The sequence below is a fragment of the Fodinibius salipaludis genome, from assembly GCF_002287075.1.
GTDB classification, from domain to species: Bacteria; Bacteroidota; Rhodothermia; order Balneolales; family Balneolaceae; genus Fodinibius; species Fodinibius salipaludis.
In genome coordinates this window covers 318,814-336,525 of sequence record NZ_NSKE01000003.1, presented here as the reverse complement: position 1 = coordinate 336,525, position 17,712 = coordinate 318,814, and the positions used below count along the sequence as shown (strand labels likewise).

The following is a 17,712-nucleotide window of genomic DNA, read 5'->3' as shown; positions in this document are numbered from 1 at the left end:
TGTAATAATCATCATAATGCATCCTCTCTCATCGATATTCTGAGGTTTTTAAACACTCAATTTACTCGGATAAATTCTGATAGTTTTTTAGTATTGCGCTATGAAAACAAATCTACGACATGTTCCCCATCTTCGAGCTCCTTACTGGTGTTTTAATGGTCATATGCATACCACCGCTCGGTCATTGTTCGGGGATACCCAACAACCTCCACTAAAAAGAATTGAAATCGCAACTCCCGATAATGATTTTCTGGAGCTTGACTGTCACATCCAATCTGACTCTGATGCCATCATCACTTTGTTTCACGGCCTCGAAGGCTCAACCAAACGCTATTACATAGTTGAACTCATGAAAGTGCTCATCAACAAAGGATATTCGGTGGTGGGAGTAAACTTCAGGGGCTGCGGATCAAAACTCAATGATCAGCCACGATTTTATCACTCCGGAGAAACAAACGATTATCAAACGGTTTTAAATTGGGTCGCAGAAGAGTATCCCAATAAAAAAATTGGTGCAGTAGGTTTTTCCCTTGGTGGTAATGCCTTGGCAAAATATCTTGGAGAAACCGGTAAAGAAAGCAACGTCGAAACAGCTGTTGCCGTATCCGTACCATTTGATTTGCGATTGGGATCTATCATCCTTTCAAAAGGATTTAACCGTATTTACGAATACCGTTTTCTGCGGACGTTGCGTAAAAAGCTCAACGAAAAACGAAAGTTCTTTCCCAACCTGCCTGAGTTTTCTGGATCCACCATTTATGAATTTGATGATCAGGTTACAGCCCCAATCCACAATTTTGAGGGAGCCGAAGACTACTATGAACAGTGCTCGGCCCGACGATTTGTAGATGGTATCAAAATTGATACACTATTTATTCACAGCAAAGAAGATCCACTGTGTCCAATTGAAGCAATGCCTTTAGCAAAGATTAACCAAAATCCATTCACCGACTATATTATTACCAAGGAGGGCGGACATGTGGGTTTTTGGAGCAAGCCCCGGGGGTGGCTCAATTTTGTAATTGAAAACTACTTGAACAGTAATTTATAGGAATTTCCTATCACCGGTATTAAAACTTTTCATAGAACTGATCTTGGGTCCCTTTTGTTAAAAACTGTATTTTAACAGGCAAAATTCTCGAACATCTTATAAAAACGCATATGGTTATTATTGTTGGTTCCGGCCCCATTGGATTAGCCACCGCTATTGAACTGAAACGAAAAAATATCCCCGCAAAAATTATTGAACGAGGCTGTTTGGTCAACAGCATTTTCCACTATCCCAAAGATATGACTTTTTTCTCCACCTCTGAGCGGTTAGAGATTGGGGACGTTCCTTTCATTTCTCACAATCCAAAACCAACGCGCCGCGAAGCGCTTGAGTATTATCGTCGCGCCGCAGAAAGTTATGATCTGGATATTCATCTCTATGAAGAAGTGCAGGATATCCAGGGACGAGATCAGTCCTTTACCATTAAAACTGATCAAGACAGCTACGAAGCCTCAAAAGTAGTCGTTGCTACCGGGTTTTATGATGTTCCCAAAATGATGGGTATTCCCGGTGAAGAACTCGATAAGGTTCGTCACTACTATGATGAAGCCCATGCTTATGCCTGGCAGGATGTACTTGTCATTGGTGGCGGCAATTCAGCTGTGGATGCTGCCTTAGAAACCTATCGTGCTAACGCCAATGTCACGTTAGCTGTTCGTAATTCAAAAATTAAAGAATCCGTAAAATATTGGGTGAAACCTGATATCCAAAACCGCATTAAAAATGAGGAAATTACCGGCTTCTTTAATACCGAGGTGAAGGAAGTCAAAGAAAGTGAAGTTATCTTGGATACACCCAACGGCACAAAAACCATCACCAACGATTTTGTGCTGGCTATGACCGGTTATAAACCAAACTTTGATTTAATGACGAGCTTTGGTATTGATCTTACTGACGATGAAGACAAAATGCCGGTTTACAACGAGAAAACACTTGAGACTAACCGCAAAGGGATGTATGTAGCCGGCGTAGTTTGTGGTGGGATGGATACCAGCAAGTTATTTATTGAAAATACGCGTGTCCATGCCGAGCATATTGCCAATGATATTCAGAAGAAAATAGACTAAAGAGTAGCCCCCTCCTTCGTTCGAGATAGAAACATGAGTAAAATGATAGTGACTTTATTTCGAACAAATAACCTTTAAAAAATCCCAATTCGTTCAAATCTGACTGGCATTTATCAATAAGATATGAGGCAAAAAAAAAGAGAGGGTAAGCAACCTACATCACGCCGCTACAACCTCCTACCGCTGCTACCTTCCGGTCCTGACGGAGTTCAGAGGGAGCTGGCTGCGTAGGGCCTACCCTCGAAAGACAAAGATACGATTTTCCCGGGGTATTTGGCAAACAAAATTAACCCCACATAATATTTTAACTTCATCACGTAAACGCCGCTCCAATCCTCAGGAAAGGGATTTTCTTTTATCCTTTCTCATTAACTAAGATATGCCAAAGAAGGATTCGTATGAATGAGAGGATCGTTGTTCGGGACAAACCATTCCAGCTCCGAATGATTCTTGAAATAATTTTATAGCTGTCCCACCCCTTATTTTTATAGACTTTTTCCTGTTCAATTTTTCATTACAGGCAAATTCATATTTGTGATGAATTTAACCTAAACCTATAGTCCGAGGCCTTACGAATTTCCAAAAGTCTACCAATTCAATTAAAAGTTATTTGAATACTCGAACTATTTTTAGTCCGTGTAAATAGTCAAAATAAAGTAGGGGAGCTCTCGATTCATTAACCAACACCGTTTGGGCATTTATACTTGAAAATTCTCCAAGGTTTCACCTATTTCAGGGTCCATATTAAGTTGACCAAGAAAATGATTATATCAACATCAAATAGAAAATAATACACCCACCCTTTCTAATATGTTTTAACCATATGAATATAGCTGACCTAAATTAACACAACTTTCACTAAAAATTGGATTCAATATAATATCTCTTGATGGTAAAATATTAATCAAAAAAGACTGGGAACATTTACTCTTATCCCAAGTATGAAGCAGTGTTAATTAAAGAATATGGTGCTTGGCAGAAATGAAAATAAAAAGTGGAGCTACGGGGACTTGAACCCCGGACCTCTTGCATGCCATGCAAGCGCTCTAGCCAACTGAGCTATAGCCCCATTTAAGAGTAGGCTAATATAAAGAAGTTTTATTGGAAATTACACCCCTATAGTAAGATTAACTTTATTTTGTTTTTAATCATATTAGATAACATATTGTAGCTAAGTCTTTTATAAAGATATTTATAATTTTTCTGGAAAACACTATCTTACAATCTATCACAAATTAACTTTTAACCTACACTCGTAACACGATGATAAATAAACAAATAATACTACTTCTTTCTTCCGTGTTTCTTGGAATGGCATTGCTTACTGGCTGTGCCGGTACCGAAGAACTTAGAGCCCCCTCTGACCGAGATCTGGAATATCTTCAATCATTAGATGAAGAAACCCTTCGCTCTCTTGATACTGATGATGACGGTCTTAGTGACTGGGCGGAAATGAATGAGCACAACACTGATCCGTTAAGCGCTGACAGTGACGGTGATGGCCTCACTGATGGCGAAGAAATCAATGAATATGACACTGATCCTAACAATGCCGACTCTGATGGAGACGGTCTTGAAGACGGTGAAGAAGTTAATTCCTATAATACCGACCCGTTAAATGAAGATACTGACGGTGACGGGTTAACTGACGGTGAGGAAGTCAACGAATACAATACTGATCCATTAAGTGCCGACAGTGATGGTGACGGTCTGACTGACAGTGAAGAAGTTAATGAGTACGGTACTGATCCTAACAATGCTGATTCTGACGGTGACGGCTTTAACGACAGTCAGGAAATTGAAATGGATACGGATCCTAATGACAGCAACGATCCTCCTTTCTTAAAGAAAGGTGATCTTGGAACTGTTAATTTTAACTTCGATAAGTCTAATATTGACAAGGCTGCTGCAAGTATTCTAAACAAGAACATCAAGAAATTGATGAATTCTTCTAAATTCCGAATTCGCATCGACGCTTATACTGACCACGTTGGTGGAGATCAATATAACTTGCGTTTAAGTAAGCGACGAGCAGAATCCGTCAAACAATTTTATATCGAGAATGGCATTTCCGAGAACCGCATTGAATCTCGCGGATTAGGAAAAGCTCCTCAACCATGCATGGATAAAACGGAAAAACAAGGCTGCCGTAAAAACCGACGTGCAGAATCTCATCCGTTGAACCCTTACCAGTATGAGCCGAATAACTAAGGCTTAACGGAATATCATAAATTATTAAAGGCGACCTCGTTTTGAGGTCGCCTTTTTTATTTCCTAAATAAATAGTGGTACAGCTGATCATTACGTTTCTTTACCCCAGCCAATAACTTCACTTTAGCTATTTACTCAATAAGGCTCTCTTATATTCCGAATAATTGATACCGAGCAAAATATAGCAGTCAAAGCTAATAGTGGTATAATAATAATCGCCGTCAATACTATCATTAAGATCGATAAAAAAATAACGTACACAGGAGCCAATAGATCCCCCATCGGTTTTTCCCTGTAAAATAGCCAACCGGACACATACGCAAGCGGAAGCAGCAGTGCCAGGTCTAAGCCCTGAACAACAAGCGTGGTATAGTGTTCAACCTCGGATGGAATGACGTAACCATCAAACAAGGGAGGTACAACCACGCCCAACTACATCAACCCGATAAGCATACTGTTGAAAATCAAAAAGCTGCCGGTAAATTTTCTCGGCATATTCTTCCCAAAATATTGAGACACTTCCGACACATTGAATGATAACAGTGTTAATGTAAAGGCAAAGAATGATGTCCCAAGTAATGCTACATATACCAAAAACAATACATTGTACATACCCATAACCAGGTAAAAAAGATAGGTCACCAAAAAATATCCCAAGACCCCCGCTAACAAAAAGCGTTCCTTAAGTGAATTCTTTCGAACCCAGACCAAGCTAAGTATCAACAAAAGAACTCCCACAAAAAGCGTAACATAATCTTGCGCTATACCTTGAGGGCTACTGAGACCGACATATGCTTGTAAACTCCTTCCCCATAAACGGTAACCATATCTCCCGGACAGTTTCAACTCTAAATTGGCCCGACCCTCCCGATAAAAAAAAACCCGTACCTGCAGCAGCCATTGCCAGCAATACTATTAATGATGAAAGAACCGTTACCGCTTGCTGATTTTTCATAACAGATGATATTTAATATACAATTATCACTAAATATTCATCCAATATATCAAAAAAAGAAAAATCCCCGCAGTATTACCTGCGAGGATCTAAAATGAAACTTATGTACCTTATACGTTATAACTTCCAACTTAGGGTACCCAACGCCCAACGGCCCGGCATTTGCGCTCCCAATATATCCTGATTTTTCTGATCAAATATATTATCAACTTGAAGTCCCACTGAGACATTTTGAGTTATATCGTAGCCTAACTTTAGATTCCACATGTTGTAAATTGAAGATTTAGATGCTTCAATTGTTTCGTTTTGTGCAGACTGACGTTTTTTCCAAACCATACTCACAGTACCATTAAAAGCTCCCTTATCAAGAGTAACAATAGTGTTTACCATATGTCGTGCATAGTTGGATATATACTTTGAGGCTACATCCTCACCGCCAAAAAAGTCGGTAAATGAATATCCCAGCGTTCCGTTAGCCAGCCAGTTATTTCCCAAGTTTTTATTTACTGACAACTCCGTTTCCAATCCGACGGTTGTAACGCTGTTTATATTTTGAGCATACAGATAATCTGTTGCTACTTGTAAGTTTCCATTATTTCTAATTTGTTCTGAACTCGTAACCACGTAGTCTATCAAACCGCTCGACTCACGGACAAACCCCGTCGTGGAGAAACGCACATTTTTCCACGGGAAGAGATCTACACCTGTTTCGCCAGACCATGCTCGTTCTGCTTGCAGCCAAGGATTCCCAAGATTTCGTCCTTCTGCTAACGGACCAGACAAATTAGTTGATATAAATCGCTCTGTATAGCCCGGAGCACGAATACTTCTTCCTCCCGAAGCTCGCAGAATCCACTGGTCTTGCTGATACGAGAAACTTAGCTGTGGCATGAGCTCCGTACCGTAATTATCATCATGATCTAACCGCAAACTTCCCGAAACCGTCATTGGATTTGACGGTTGCCATTGCAACATCGTAAAGCCGGCGTAATGCCAATCACTGTGATCGCCCCTGTCACTACTTCGAATCATTCGATTGTTCAACTGCACGCCATAAGTCACATCCCAATTATCCGATAATGTTCGATACTGATATAACTGCATCGAACCCATTGTGGTAGTGTGTTGATTCCCAGGAAATTCAGGATTAAAAATATATTCATCATTGGTGCGCTTTAGTGAACCCTTTAAGGTTGTCACACTACTTTCCGTACTCCGCTGTAAACGCATTTGGTTCCACCACACCGAAACCGTTTCGGTGGCTTCGTCTAATGGACTCGCGGTATAGTAATACTTGGCATTAAAATCGCGGTAATCATAACCTGTTCGTAATGCCAAATCCCAGTTATTATTTAACTTGAAGCCTCCCGATACAGATCCATTGGCGATATTAAAACGATTCTTGTATCCATTTGATAATTCCTGACCGGGACTTTTGTGCCACATTCCACCACCGCTAAAACGCGCGTTTTCATTACTATGATAAAATCCACCTTTCCCCATTTTGAGGTCGACTTGGCCGTAACCTCCTTTAATTCGAGCAGTGGTTTTTTTCGCCGAAGGTTGACTCCCAAAGGTATGGGTGATAATGTTAATAACCCCTCCAACGGCATCGGCCCCATACTGTGCAGCAGCCGGTCCATGCAACACCTCAATACGTTGTATTTCTGAAGAGGCCACCGGTATATTGGAGTTAAGATGTGCCGTAAGGGGCTCATTAATTCGCATACCGTCAACCAGTACTAACACCTGAGAAAAGGTGCTTCCGCGAAGGCTAAAATCTGATTGGGTTCCAAAAGCTCCCCGTGACTGCACTTCTACACCTGGAACATAACGAAGAAGCTCATCCGGAGTATGCGCAGGTGCATCCTGAATCATGCGGTCAGAAATTGTTGTGATACTACGTCCGGATCCGGCAACAGTTTGGGGTACCCTACTCGAAGAAACAACCACTTCCTTAGAAACAACGAGAGTATCTAAGGTTTCAGCCTCTTGGGCTTGCGAAGGATGAGAAATTCCCACCAAAAACAAAGAAGTTAAAATTGATAAAAATATCGTAGATATAAGATTCCTATTCAATAAGTCCATTTCCAGAATTTTTTTTGATAGATCTTTTTTTTAAAGGTGCTGAAGATATTAGGGACAATGCTTCATTGAAAGAGAATTTTTCTTCTTCTCATTTCAACAAAAAGACCCGATGAAATCACCTCATCGGGTCTTTTTACACAAATTTATATAAATAAACGGTTAGTGATCACCAAACCATTCCAGAATATGTGCAACCTTGCTCATCAAATTGCTTGGTCGGCTGGCAATACCGTGTCCCGAGCCGGGAATACGAACCATAGCCGACTCCACTTTCTGCAACTGTAGTGCCGTATAATACTGTTCAGTCTCTGACATCGGCGTTCGGTAGTCCTGCTCTCCTGTTAACAACATGGTCGGCGTTGTTACATTCCCTGCCAACGAAATCGGTGAACGATCCATGTAATGATCGCGATTTTCCCAAGGGAAGCCGGGGAACCAATATTTGTGGTACGAAGACCCATCCGACGTCAATACAAAACTGTACCAGTTAATTACCGGCTTGGCAACTACTGCAGCATTAAAACGATCCGTCTTGCCAATGGCCCAGGCCGTCAATACACCGCCGCCGCTGCCCCCGGTAATATAGAGGCTGTCAGTATCTACGTAACCTTTATCAATTACTGCATCAACGCCCGACATCAGATCATCGTGATCTTCACTGGGATAATTTTTGTCGATATAATTGCCAAATGCTTTACCGTAGCTGGTACTTCCCCGCGGGTTAGTATAAACTACCACATATCCCTGGGCTGCCATCAGTTGCAGTTCGGCCGTAAAGCGATCCCCGTAATTAGTATGCGGACCGCCATGAATTTCCAAGATCATCGGATACTCTTTATCCGGATCAAAGTTCGGCGGCTTAATAATCCATCCCTGAATCTGTTCCCCATCGTGAGACGATTCATACCAGATTTCCTCCACCTCACCCAGCGTTTTATGTCCAAACAAATCCTCATTTACATGGGTTAGACGTTTCATATCTCCATCACGATCAGCCACCGCTACATCTCCGGGATGATACGGCGTGGCATAGGTATATGCTATTTGACCATTTGCAGCAGAATATGAGCCGCTACCGTAAGGACGTCCAATTGTTGTACCCCCACGATCATCCAGTATTTTCTGCACATTGGAAGATCCATTCAACGAAATAAATCCGACCTTTCCATTTCCTTCATCATCATACTGAACATACAGGCCGTTTCCATCCTCCGCCCATTGCAGATTACTAACGCTACGATCAAAATCATTTGTCAAAGTTCGCTTTCTGGAACCATCCATATTCATCAGATAGGCATTACTTAGCTGGTAGCTATCCATATTATCATCATATCCCAGATAGGCAACCTGTTCACCATCCGGCGAAACCGTTGCTCCGTAATCCGGTCCGCGCCGATCTGTAAGCTGCGTCATTTCACCATTATCAACTGAAACCTTATAGAGCTCGGTATCACGCTCATTATACTGCCAATCTTCTTTTCGGTTTGATGATATAATAAGATGCTTCCCGTCAGCCGTCCACTCCGGAGAACTGTGATTATAATCTCCTTCCGTAATCTGTCGAGGCGTTCCTCCTTCGGCAGGAATCACAAAAACATGCGTAAACCCATCTTTTACAAATCCCGAAGAACCGTCGCGACGATATTCCAAGTCATCAATCACATTTGCAGGATCGGCCCAGTTCGCCCCATTCGGTTTGCCGGGAAGCGAAACCATCGGCTTTTCACTGGCGGGGACAAACATCGTAAAGGCAATATATTCCCCATCCGGAGACCAGCTTATAGAACCGGGTGATTGTGTCAAATTTGTAATCTTAGCAGTTTCACCGGTGTCCATCCAACGCATATACAACTCGCTGGAACCACTCTGCGTAGAAGCAAACAACAGGCGATCACCACTGGGCGACCATCTGGCCGAGAAGTTATTATTGTTGCCCGACGTCAGCGGACGATGCCGACTGCCGTCAGCATTCACAATCCACAGATTTGATCGTCGCTGGTCTTCCATGATATCCATAAAGTTCCGTTGATAGACGACTTGCTCACCATCCGGGGAAATCTGCGTATCAGACACGTATTCCAGATCAAAAACATTTTCAAGCGTCAAAACATCCGATTGGGCTATGGCCTGATCACAATACAAAAAAGCCATTACCGCAATTAAAATTGTAAATATTTGTTTTCTCATACTTATATAATTTTAGTGATAGAAAAATTATTACGTGAACAAATCCTAAACAAATTCAGGATGTGGATTTTTAAACCTTTCTAACCCATTAGATGGCAAGTACAGCCATCAAGTGGGAGAAACACAAAGTTAATCGCGAATTAGACCCGAAGGATATGATACTACGCTTTCGTGTCCATTCTTACCGACGGTCGAAACCCCAAAAAGGTAGTTATCGATAACGATATTTTCGAGTGTAAACTTGCTCACATCGCCTACATATCGTTGGCTTTCCCAAAGCGGCTTAGAAGTTGGACGCCAGTAAATTTTATATCCCTTAATTAAATCGCTGTCGGGCTTTTCCCAGCGCAGCGTAGTCGACGGCTGTACCGCCCCACCAATCTCTACATTCTTTGGTGCCGGCGGTGCCTTCGCCAAAGAGGCCATCGCAATGGCATTCACAGCCGTTAACTTCTTAGCGTAATCGAAATTAACGTGTTCAATTACATCGCCATATTCGATACCGTCTTCAGTGCGGATATCCTGATGCTGCTGAATATAATTTTCGTGAGCTTCCATAATACGAACTCCTGCAAAACCGGCTTCATTAAACGGCCGGTGATGCCCGCCGCGGCCAAAGCGATCCAATCGATAAATCAGCATTGGATCCATCTGCGGCATATAAAGTTCGGTCGTTTCGTAAATATAGCGTGCAAGCTGACGTGAAATACCATCGTTTTCTCCACCGTAGAAGCGCTTCATCTGCAAGTCGCGCTCACTGGCTTGCGAAGAATAGGGCTCAGAAAAAATGCGAAACTCACGATTGTCAATTACTCCGTCAATACCTGCAATATTTCCAATCATATCATTATTGAGTACACCGATAATTTCCCAACCTTTTTCTTTGGCCATCTCTGCCATATGACGTCCGCCGTAAAGTCCTTGCTCTTCTCCCGAAAGACCGGCAAAGATAATACTGCTTTCAAACTCATAGTTTGACAGCACACGCGCCGCTTCAATCGCTCCAGCCATGCCAGAAGCATTATCGTTAGCACCCGGTGCATCAATGGTATCATTCATTACATCCGAAGCCCGACTGTCAATATCACCACTCATAATCACATACTGATTAGGGTGCGTATTGCCCTTTAATACAGCATACACGTTAACCACCCAAGTATCCTCATCAATACGTCCGTCGGGATCGGCTTCAACAAGAGTACGCTGCTCGCGAACTTCCAAACAGCCCCCACACTCTTCACTGATCTTCTCAAACTCCTGCTTAATCCACCTGCGAGCCGCACCAATGCCGCGTTCCGACGAAGTGGTATCAGACATCGTATGACGCGTCCCAAAATTGGCCAGCGTTCGAATATCTGACTCCAACCTATCGGCACTTACGGCATCAATAATGTCATACATCTGGGGATCAATCGTAAGATCCTGCGCCTGTGTACCATGCGGATACACAAACAATACAAGTAAAGGTAAGAGCAACAATCGTTTCATAATATCAAATATTTATTTCTAAGGTTTTGAAAGATCTTGACAAGAATTTCCAACTTACATAATTCAAACTTTTATGCTAATTGGTTTTACAAATTAATACTTTTGAATTGATATTATACCTCAAAAGAGCTTACAAAAATCACACTGATCACAATTTCATGGTCACGCAAGACACTGAAAAACAACCTGCAACCGACAACGAACCTCAAATCACCGGCAGTAAGTTACTGTTACTCTCCGTTCTTTCTACCACTGCTTATCTGTTAATCACCATTCTAGTTTTTCAATTTCTCCGCGACGGAAACTTATATACCGCTTTCGACCACGGCTACACTACGAGCTTTCAGCTTTCTATTGGTATTGTAACCGGAGCATTGGCAGCGAGCATCATTGGATTCATTATTAAGCGTCCGCCGGTAGCTGATGTGCTCAATGATTTTTATATAATAGAGGCCATTTCCAAAATGAAGCTCACTAACTTTGATCGTGCACAACTATCAGCCTTTGCGGGAGCAGGAGAAGAGCTGCTTTTTCGAGGAGCCATTCAGCCAATTCTTGGTATATGGATTACTTCGGCAATTTTCATTGGCATCCACGGGTACTTTAAATTCACTTCAATAGGCCACATTATTTTTGGCGTGATGATGTTTAGCCTCAGCATGATGCTGGGTTACCTTTTTGAATACGCCGGACTTATCGCCGCCATGACTGCCCACGCTGTTTATGATATTATTATGCTACAATTAGTGCAGAATAAAAATAGCATGGAATCCAATCGTACAGATTTATCAGATAAGAAATCATAAATATTCCGAAATGAATATCAGGTAAAACCAGCACAAATCTGTACTAAAAGTCCATTGCCCCTGATAATTTCACCTGAAAGAAAATCCTCAAAAAACCCAACTATTTTACGATGGGTTCCAACAGAATTATACTCCTATAAATAGATTATCCGGATCGAAATATTACTCCCCAATCGTCCCCGTTTTTCCAAGCCTTGCCAACATAAGTTCCGTAAACCATTATCTCCTCCCACTCATCGGGAGTAATATCGATAGGTTCATAAGATGGGTTCTCCGGTTGCAAGGTAATTCCATTATCTTTTATTCGAATCGTCTTTAAGGTGGTTTCACCACGGTAGCGAATAGCACCAATTTCTCCGTCTTTGGGCTCACGAGGATCAATAATAATATAATCACCGTCACGGATGTCAGCATCAATCATGCTTTCCCCATCTACAATTAGGGCAAAATAGTGATCTGACTTTTCAGGATGTATTTCCACCGGCAAGTGCCCGAGATTTTCACTGATAGCTTCATGCATAGCCCCGGCTGCAATACGTCCCTTAACGGGTATGCCCGGATAAAACCCACTCAATTCATTTCGTTTAGTCGGGTGAATATCGTAACGGCCCCGACCATGCTTTGTCAAATAGTTCTTCTTGGTAAGTCCCTGCAAGTGCTGATAGATACTATTGGAGGAACTGTATCCAAACTCCTGCTGCATATCATCATAACTGGGGAACTGCCCGTAATCTTCGTAAGAGGTTAAAATATATTCCCAAAGGTGTCGCTGTTTGTCGGTAAGTGATTTCATAAGAAACAATTATACAAAATAACATGAACAAATGCATGAAATAAATGTATAAAAATATGAAAAGGAAAAATTTTGCAAGGATCACCTTTGCCAGTGGTCTTACCAACAGATAAGCCGTTGAATAATATCAAGAGAGAGTTACATTGAGCCTGCCCGGAGGGGCGGGCTTTTTGTATATCCCCAACTAAACAATACGATCATCATCACTTAAATCCGGGACTGTTCCCCGGTAACCGAACACCCATTTTACCAGTTTAACCATCCAGGTTGACTGACTTTGAACATACCACTGATCTGCCGCTCTGCGGATACCGAGTCCGTATGTGGGATATGGATGTATGGTATCGGCAATATTTCTGAGTGTTACTCCATTTCGCATCGCCAGTGCATATTCCCCAACAAGATCCCCGGCCTGCCTCCCATAGATGGTAGCTCCCAATATTTTTCCGTTCCATTCCTTGGCAAAAACTTTAATCATTCCTTCGGTGGCCTCATCCGTAATAGCTCGGTCAATTTTATTATACGGGAAACGGTAGGTTTTGTATGACATCCCGTTCTCCTTCAGTTCTTTTTCTGTTGTTCCTACATGTGCCAACTCGGGATCGGTATAAGTACTCCACGGCACATGTTTCTCATCAATCTTCTTCGGTATTTTAATCAGTGCGTTCGTTACTGCAACTTTGGCCATATGTTCAGACATGTGAGTAAACTGATATCGTCCCGTCACATCCCCCACCGCATAAATATGCTTTATATTTGTCCGACACCGGTCGTCCACAGTGATACCGCTTTTTTGATGATGGATTCCTGCCTTCTCTAATTGCAACCTTTCATAGTTGGCCGTACGTCCGGCAGCAATAAGTACTTCACTTCCCTCCCAAGTTGATGATTCTCCATTAATTTCTGTCTCAATCTTAACATTTCCACCGGTAGCTTCAGATAACCTGTTTACATCCGCCGAAAGCTTAAAATCAATACCCTCATTTACCAAATACTCTTGGAGCATTCCGGCGAACTCCTCATCGTCGTTGGAAAGTATCCGTGGAAGCATATCAAAAACCGTAACCTCCGTGTCCAGACGTTGAAACGCCTGTGCCATTTCAATACCGATGGGACCTGCTCCGATAATTGCTAAACTCTCCGGTTGTTCTTCGAGCTCAAAAATTGTCTCATTGGTATGATATGATATTTCTTGAATCCCCTTGATAGGAGGGACCATGGCCTTGCTCCCCGTCGCGATGATGATATACCGCGCCGATACCTTTTTATTTTCTTCACTGCTTACAATCTCAACAGTATGATCATCCACAAATGAAGCCCGCCCGAATGCAATATCTACGCCCATCCGGCGATAGATATCCGGGTCATCCGCTTCTTCATAGACCTCTTCCCGCTTGGATCTGACCTGCTCCATTACCGCCGAAAAATCCAATCCCTGTGACTTTTGATACCCAAACTTCTCAGCTTCACTCACATTGTGCGCCACTTTCGAAAGATGAAGCAATGTTTTACTTGGGATGCACCCGTGCCACGTGCAATCACCTCCCAGCTTGTCGGCTTCTACCATTAATGTTTTCGCTCCAAAATTTGCGCCCATCCCCGCTGCAGTAAGCCCACCGGCCCCACCGCCAATTACCAGTAAATCATAATCGTACTTCATATAGTACTGTCTTTTCGTTTATCCTTAATTCGTTGATAGGTAGAGTAAAGTCCATACACAAGCAACAATATAACAACTGCATAAACCCACGAAGGAATATTTTCACCGGCTGTTAACAGATATAAATAAGCTGAGGAAAGACAGAATCCCGTAGAAATAACCGGCAACGCTATTGGCTTGCTTCGTTTTAAATTTCTGATGATCCAGGCTACGGATCCCATAAAGAAAGGAATAGCTCCCACATAAATAGCCGCAAATATATAGGGATTAACGCTATAATCAGCCGACAATCCCATCATCCACTCGTGTAATGTTTCTAATATCAAACTATAACCTGCAAGTTTTATTAACTGAGTTACTTATAAATGCCAAGGTTACTTAGATGCTTCATTCAAGCAGCTTCTTACTATTTGTGATTTATTTTGTACGAATTACTTTTTCTCATATTTAGTTGCATACTTCTATGATCATTAAAAATCGTAAGAAGAAAGAATCTATACTCGTCAAAATTTTCTACATCGTCTATCAGTTGGTATAGTCTTTATTTCGTTGCTTTTTACACCTGTAACACACAGTAATATAAAATTAAAACCATACTTATTATGAGTGACAGCTATTACAATCCCAAGGATTTAAAAAAGTTTGAAGATGTTGGAGAATTTGGCCCTGAGTTAGCCGAGAAATTTTTTGATTATTATGGGGCTGTTTTTGAAGAAGGAGCATTGAGTGCTCGTGAAAAAGCACTGATTGCCCTCGCGGTTTCCCATACGGTGCAATGTCCCTATTGTATCGACGCCTACACTACGGAAAGCCTGGAAAAAGGAGCGAGTGAAGAGCAGATGATGGAAGCGGTTCATGTAGCTTCAGCTATTCGTGGCGGTTCATCACTTGTACACGGCATACAGATGATGAATAAAACCAAAGATCTGAGCATGTAATTTGTTTTAGGATCCATTGACAACATATATTAAGTCCAAAGTATTTTAGCGTATACATCGCATTATGATCAAATCACTTAAAACCCTTAATCACGACCTTTCTGATCCGACTTATCAGTTAGATGTACTCAATAATTATTCAGAATCACTGCGACAGCAACCTAAGTTCAAGGAAAAACTTGAAGAGATTGACCTTTTTCCTCTTCGTCCCACCGGTATCGAAATCTTCCAAATGAATGTGGGATACATGTGCAACATGACTTGCAAACACTGTCATGTAGATGCGGGACCGGATCGTGACGAGATCATGACAAAAGAAACTTTCGAACAGTGTCTTGAAGCACTACGGAACTCGGATGCTACAACGGTAGATCTAACGGGGGGCGCACCGGAAATGAATCCTCATTTCCGATGGTTTGTCGAACAGGTTTCTGAACTTGGAAAAGATATCATTGTGCGATCAAACCTGACGATCTTAACTACGGCTCCCAAGTATCAGGAGCTGCCGGAATTTTTTGCCGAACATGGCGTGGAGGTAACTTGCTCTCTGCCTTTTTATAATAAATCCCGGACTGATCGTCAGCGAGGAGAGGGCACATACGACCGCTCTATTAAAGCCCTTAAAAAACTCAACGAAATCGGTTACGGCAAAGAGGGAACCGGGCTGGAACTGAACCTCGTCTACAATCCCACAGGAGCTTTCTTACCCGGCGGACAAGAATCCCTCGAAAAAGAATTTAAGCGTCAACTCGACCGCAAGCATGACATTGTTTTCAACAATTTGTTTACTATTACCAACCTTCCCATTAGCCGGTATCTTAACTTCTTGCTGGAATCCGACAACCTGGATGAATATATGGATCGGTTGATTACCTCCTTTAATCCCGCTGCTGCAAAAGGGGTCATGTGCCGCGATACCATTTCGGTAGGCTGGGACGGTACGCTTTACGACTGCGATTTTAACCAGATGCTGGAAATGCCGGTGGAAGATGAAGCCCCGAAGCATATCAGCGAGTGGAATGAAGAAAAGCTTAATGACCGGAATATTAAGATTAACCAACACTGCTTTGGCTGTACGGCCGGAGATGGAAGCAGTTGTGGAGGCGCTACAACCTAAGGAGTAATCTTTTTATGGGATCACAGAAAAACAATTCAAGTAACGATCAAATACTTATCATTTTTACCAAAAATCCTGAAAAAGGAAAGGTAAAGACCAGGCTTGCCAAAACCGTTGGCAATCCAAAAGCACTACAGGTGTATCACAAGCTTTTAGAAATAACCAAATCTATTGCTGATCAGCTGCATATATCCAAGCAGGTATGGTACTCTTGCTTTATCAACGACAATGATATTTGGTCTGAGGGCAATTACGAAAAACGCCTCCAAAAGGGAGACAACCTCGGCCTTCGGATGCAACATGCATTCAAAAAAGCTTTTGCCGATAACTATCAAAAAGTGGTGATCATCGGAAGTGATTGCAGTGCTCTAACCCCCCAATTGATTGAACAAAGTTTTCGGGCACTGAATAATCATCAGGCCGTTATTGGACCCGCCCGCGACGGCGGCTACTATCTGTTGGGAATGACAAACTTTTATTCCTCCCTTTTTGAAGATAAACCCTGGAGCACATCTTCTGTTTTTGAAGAGACTATCCGACAATTTGAAGAATTGAATATTTCTTACAACCAACTGCCCGTTCTCAACGATATTGATACCGAAGCAGACCTCAAAGCTTCAAATATGTTTACTGATTCATGAGCATCAGCGTTATTATTCCCACATTTAATGAAGCCGATTCCATAACCGTGACCATTAAAAAGGTACGGCAGCATAGCAACGGTCAAATTCAGGAAATTTTAGTTGTTGACGGGGGAAGTACCGATCAAACCATTGAAAGAGCCAACACCGTCGGTGCTCAAACACTCGAAAGTCCCAAGAAAGGTCGTGCGGCACAGATGAATGCCGGAGCAAAACATGCAGAGGGAGAGATCTTTTATTTTCTGCATGCTGACACCCATCCGCCCAAAAACTTTGACAGCGTTATAAAAAAAGCTGTTGACCAAAACTATCAGGCCGGATGCTTTCAACTCGGCTTTGACGATGATCATTTTCTGCTACGGTTTTACGGTTGGTTCACTCGCTTTGATGTTGATCTTTTTCGCTTTGGAGATCAAAGTCTATTTATCACCAAGGATACATTTCACGAACTACAAGGATACCGAGAAGATCATATCGTAATGGAGGACCAGGAATTCCTCCGCCGCATCAAGAAAAACGCTTCCTTTACCATTTTTGACAAGGCTGTCACCACCTCTGCACAAAAATACCGAGATAACGGAATTATAAAACTACAGCTGGTCTTTACCCTAATTCTCTCGCTCTATTACCTGGGTTTTAGCCAACAAAAGCTGGTTAAAATCTATGAAAAGCTTATTAATTAAGAAGTGCCCTTCCCCTGAAAATCGAAT

General features: G+C 42.1%; 14 protein-coding genes, 1 tRNA gene and 1 other RNA gene. 8 read left to right on the top strand and 8 right to left on the bottom strand.

Annotation, left to right across the window (positions count from 1 at the left end; genetic code table 11):
* The first annotated feature begins 100 nt into the window (after positions 1-100).
* Both CK503_RS05710 and CK503_RS05705 read left to right on the top strand, forming a co-directional pair.
* Positions 101-1,051 (top strand): YheT family hydrolase, encoded by a 951-nt coding sequence (locus tag CK503_RS05710; RefSeq protein WP_095605829.1) that lies wholly within the window; start codon positions 101-103, stop codon positions 1,049-1,051.
* 110 nt (positions 1,052-1,161) lie between these two features.
* Complete coding sequence (locus tag CK503_RS05705; RefSeq protein WP_095605828.1) at positions 1,162-2,118, top strand: YpdA family putative bacillithiol disulfide reductase; 957 nt, start codon at positions 1,162-1,164, stop codon at positions 2,116-2,118.
* Between the two features lie 140 nt (positions 2,119-2,258).
* Here CK503_RS05705 and ffs read toward each other — a convergent pair.
* Positions 2,259-2,358: signal recognition particle sRNA small type (gene ffs / locus CK503_RS05700), an RNA gene on the bottom strand.
* Between the two features lie 755 nt (positions 2,359-3,113).
* A tRNA-Ala gene (locus tag CK503_RS05695) sits at positions 3,114-3,187 on the bottom strand.
* A gap of 194 nt (positions 3,188-3,381) precedes the next feature.
* Between CK503_RS05695 and CK503_RS05690 the strand changes: the two genes are divergently transcribed.
* Positions 3,382-4,329 carry an OmpA family protein gene (locus CK503_RS05690; protein WP_255233340.1) on the top strand — a complete coding sequence of 316 codons (948 nt, stop codon included), beginning with the start codon at positions 3,382-3,384 and terminating at the stop codon, positions 4,327-4,329.
* Positions 4,330-5,401: 1,072 nt separating this feature from the next.
* Here CK503_RS05690 and CK503_RS05680 read toward each other — a convergent pair.
* The 3 genes from CK503_RS05680 to CK503_RS05670 all read right to left on the bottom strand — a co-directional run bounded on the left by CK503_RS05680 (position 5,402) and on the right by CK503_RS05670 (position 11,047).
* The gene (locus CK503_RS05680; protein WP_095605826.1) at positions 5,402-7,372 is read right to left on the bottom strand and encodes a TonB-dependent receptor plug domain-containing protein; all 1,971 of its coding nucleotides are present in this window, start codon (positions 7,370-7,372) and stop codon (positions 5,402-5,404) included.
* Between the two features lie 159 nt (positions 7,373-7,531).
* On the bottom strand, positions 7,532-9,559 hold the full coding sequence (locus CK503_RS05675; RefSeq protein ID WP_217988343.1) for a S9 family peptidase: 2,028 nt from the start codon (positions 9,557-9,559) through the stop codon (positions 7,532-7,534).
* A gap of 129 nt (positions 9,560-9,688) precedes the next feature.
* Positions 9,689-11,047 carry a M28 family peptidase gene (locus tag CK503_RS05670; RefSeq protein WP_095605824.1) on the bottom strand — a complete coding sequence of 453 codons (1,359 nt, stop codon included), beginning with the start codon at positions 11,045-11,047 and terminating at the stop codon, positions 9,689-9,691.
* Between the two features lie 158 nt (positions 11,048-11,205).
* Between CK503_RS05670 and CK503_RS05665 the strand changes: the two genes are divergently transcribed.
* Positions 11,206-11,853 (top strand): CPBP family intramembrane glutamic endopeptidase, encoded by a 648-nt coding sequence (locus tag CK503_RS05665; RefSeq protein ID WP_095605823.1) that lies wholly within the window; start codon positions 11,206-11,208, stop codon positions 11,851-11,853.
* 145 nt (positions 11,854-11,998) lie between these two features.
* Here the strand turns inward: CK503_RS05665 and CK503_RS05660 are convergent, their stop codons facing one another.
* The 3 genes from CK503_RS05660 to CK503_RS05650 all read right to left on the bottom strand — a co-directional run bounded on the left by CK503_RS05660 (position 11,999) and on the right by CK503_RS05650 (position 14,632).
* Positions 11,999-12,646 carry a LexA family protein gene (locus CK503_RS05660; protein WP_095605822.1) on the bottom strand — a complete coding sequence of 216 codons (648 nt, stop codon included), beginning with the start codon at positions 12,644-12,646 and terminating at the stop codon, positions 11,999-12,001.
* A gap of 184 nt (positions 12,647-12,830) precedes the next feature.
* Positions 12,831-14,306, bottom strand: coding sequence for a dihydrolipoyl dehydrogenase family protein (locus CK503_RS05655; protein WP_095605821.1), 1,476 nt, complete (start codon positions 14,304-14,306; stop codon positions 12,831-12,833).
* Complete coding sequence (locus tag CK503_RS05650; RefSeq protein ID WP_255233339.1) at positions 14,303-14,632, bottom strand: hypothetical protein; 330 nt, start codon at positions 14,630-14,632, stop codon at positions 14,303-14,305. Before CK503_RS05650 ends, CK503_RS05655 begins: the two co-directional genes overlap by 4 nt.
* A 276-nt stretch (positions 14,633-14,908) precedes the next feature.
* Between CK503_RS05650 and CK503_RS05645 the strand changes: the two genes are divergently transcribed.
* The 4 genes from CK503_RS05645 to CK503_RS05630 all read left to right on the top strand — a co-directional run bounded on the left by CK503_RS05645 (position 14,909) and on the right by CK503_RS05630 (position 17,685).
* Entirely contained in the window at positions 14,909-15,244 is a 336-nt protein-coding gene (locus CK503_RS05645) for an arsenosugar biosynthesis-associated peroxidase-like protein (RefSeq protein ID WP_095605819.1), read from the top strand.
* Positions 15,245-15,311: 67 nt separating this feature from the next.
* Positions 15,312-16,361: an arsenosugar biosynthesis radical SAM (seleno)protein ArsS gene (arsS, locus tag CK503_RS05640; protein WP_095605881.1), complete on the top strand. Its 1,050-nt coding sequence runs from the start codon at positions 15,312-15,314 to the stop codon at positions 16,359-16,361.
* A 14-nt stretch (positions 16,362-16,375) separates the two neighbouring features.
* Positions 16,376-17,002, top strand: a complete 627-nt coding sequence (locus tag CK503_RS05635; protein ID WP_095605818.1) for a TIGR04282 family arsenosugar biosynthesis glycosyltransferase — start codon at positions 16,376-16,378, stop codon at positions 17,000-17,002.
* Positions 16,999-17,685 (top strand): TIGR04283 family arsenosugar biosynthesis glycosyltransferase, encoded by a 687-nt coding sequence (locus tag CK503_RS05630; RefSeq protein WP_095605817.1) that lies wholly within the window; start codon positions 16,999-17,001, stop codon positions 17,683-17,685. Before CK503_RS05635 ends, CK503_RS05630 begins: the two co-directional genes overlap by 4 nt.
* Positions 17,686-17,712: the final 27 nt, after the last annotated feature.